At 53.4% G+C, this 2,500-nt stretch carries 2 tRNA genes and 1 rRNA gene (1 of these 3 cut by a window edge); all 3 read left to right on the top strand.

The annotated features are described in order from the left end of the window. Positions 1-42, top strand: a tRNA-Ile gene (locus Q8T13_06305) (it extends 35 nt beyond the left edge of the window). A 15-nt stretch (positions 43-57) separates the two neighbouring features. Beyond that, positions 58-133: transfer RNA gene (locus Q8T13_06300), tRNA-Ala, on the top strand. Positions 134-350: 217 nt separating this feature from the next. After that, positions 351-2,500: ribosomal RNA gene (locus Q8T13_06295) — 23S ribosomal RNA — on the top strand; the annotation flags it as partial.

The raw sequence follows: 2,500 nt of genomic DNA, 5'->3' as shown, positions 1-2,500 counted from the left end.
ATAAGCGTGGGGTCGGTAGTTCGAATCTACCCAGGCCCACCACGTTTCCTTAAAAACGGGGAATTAGCTCAGCTGGGAGAGCGCCTGGTTTGCAACCAGGAGGTCACCGGTTCGATCCCGGTATTCTCCACCATTCGACTCGCCTTCATCCCGCCTCCGGCGAGATGAAAGCTCGCTCATGGCGGGCCAGCGACGGGTCGAATGTCCTGAGTGAGCAGCGAGCAGAGCGAAAGCGATGTTCGGTGCGAATCGAAGGGCAACAAGCTTTGTAAGGTTTTTTGACAACTGAATATTCTGCAATCGGTAGTTTTTTTTGACCACATATTTGCAGTCAAGTGAAGTGAACACTTGGTCAAGCTACTAAGGGCGTACGGTGAATGCCTTGGCGCTAGAAGTCGATGAAGGACGTGGCAAGCTGCGATAAGCCTCGGGGAGCCGCAAGCAGGCTTTGATCCGGGGATTTCCGAATGGGGAAACCCACTCTGGCTCATACCGGAGTATCTCCCGCTGAATACATAGGCGGGCGAAGGCAACGGAGGGAAGTGAACCATCTCAGTACCTCCAGGAGAAGAAAACAAGTCAGTGATTCCGCTAGTAGCGGCGAGCGAACGCGGAAAAGCCCAAACCAGGGGGCATGCTCCCTGGGGTTGTAGGGCCCGTTAGGCCGCAAGGCCGTCGAGTGATAAACCAGATTGATAGTCGAATCCTCTGGAAAGGGGATCCATAGAAGGTGACAGACCTGTAGGCGAAATCAATCTGGCTTGATGGACGGGTACCTGAGTACCGCGGGACACGAGAAATCCCGTGGGAACCTGCGAGGACCATCTTGCAAGGCTAAATACTCTCTAGCGACCGATAGTGAACCAGTACCGTGAGGGAAAGGTGAAAAGCACCCCTGTGAGGGGAGTGAAAAAGTACCTGAAACCGTATGCCTACAAGCAGTCGGAGGGCTATAGGGGAGCAATCCTCCATGCCTGACGACGTGCCTTTTGCATAATGAGCCGGCTAGTTAATCTCAGTGGCAAGGTTAAGCACAAGCGAGCCGTAGCGAAAGCGAGTCCGAAATGGGCGCTAGAGTCGCTGGGATTAGACGCGAAGCGAGATGATCTACCCTTGGCCAGGATGAAGCGCGGGTAACACCGCGTGGAGGTCCGAACCGGTGTTAGTTGAAAATAGCTCGGATGAGCTGAGGGTAGGGGTGAAAGGCTAATCAAATTTCGTGATTGCCCGTTCTCCTCGAAATGCCTTTAGGGGCAGCCTCGGATGGTCGGCGATGGTGGTAGAGCACTGAATGGACTAGGGGCCTTACCAGGTTACTGAATCCAATCAAACTTCGAATGCCATCGACACGTAATCCGGGAGTGAGACAGTGGGGGCTAAGCTCCATTGTCGAAAGGGAAACAGCCCAGACATGCATCTAAGGTCCCTAATTCAATGCTAAGTGGGAAAGGATCTGGAGACGCTCAGACAACCAGGAGGTTGGCTTAGAAGCAGCCATCCTTTAAAGAAAGCGTAATAGCTCACTGGTCAAGCGGCTCTGGGCCGACAATGTAACGGGGCTCAAGCATTGAACCGAAGATCATGACAGACGGGTCTTGCGAGATCCGTCTTTGGTAGAGGAGCGTTCTCTCTGCAGTGAAGTCAGACCGACAAGGACTGGTGGAGCTGAGAGAAGTGACCCTGCCGGCATAAGTAGCGAGAAGGGAAGTGAGAATCTTCCCCGCCGAAAACCTAAGGATTCCTGAGGTAGGTTCGTCCGCTCAGGGTTAGTCGGGAGCTAACGCGAGGCCGAAAGGCGTAGCGGATGCACATCCGGTTAATATTCCGGAACTACTGACAGATCGTTATCACGATGGGGGGACGCAGGAAGCTATGCGGGCCTGGTTTTGGTTATCCAGGTTTAGACATGTAGGGGGAACAGACAGGCAAATCCGTTTGTTCATAAACCCTGAGGTGTTATAGCGATGGCCGCAAGGCCAATAAAGCCGCAGACGCTACGCTGCCGAGAAAAGCCTCTAAGGAGATCTGTAAGTACCCGTACCGCAAACCGACACAGGTAGGTGAGGAGAAAATCCTCAGGCGCAAGTGAGAATCATCGTTTAGGAACTAGGCAAAATTACCCCGTAACTTCGGGAGAAGGGGTGCTCCCTGTTGTCAGTGTCCACGCGGCACGAAGCGGCAGAGAGTTGCAATAAAGAGGGTCAAGCGACTGTTTACTAAAAACACAGGGCTCTGCTAAGTCGAAAACGACGTATAGGGTCTGACGCCTGCCCGGTGCCGGAAGGTTAAAAGGAGAGGTCAGCCGCAAGGTGAAGCCTTGAATTGAAGCCCCGGTAAACGGCGGCCGTAACTATAACGGTCCTAAGGTAGCGAAATTCCTTGTCGGGTAAGTTCCGACCTGCACGAATGGCGTAACGATTTGACCGCTGTCTCAACGATGAACGCTGCGAATTTGTGGTACCGGTGAAGACGCCGGTTGCCCGCCATAAGACGAAAAGAC

This window comes from Acidobacteriota bacterium (genome assembly GCA_030697165.1).
Taxonomy (GTDB): Bacteria; Acidobacteriota; Vicinamibacteria; order Vicinamibacterales; family UBA2999; genus 12-FULL-67-14b.
The sequence above is the reverse complement of the archived record's forward strand: the minus strand, read 5'-3'. Positions and strand labels throughout refer to the sequence as shown.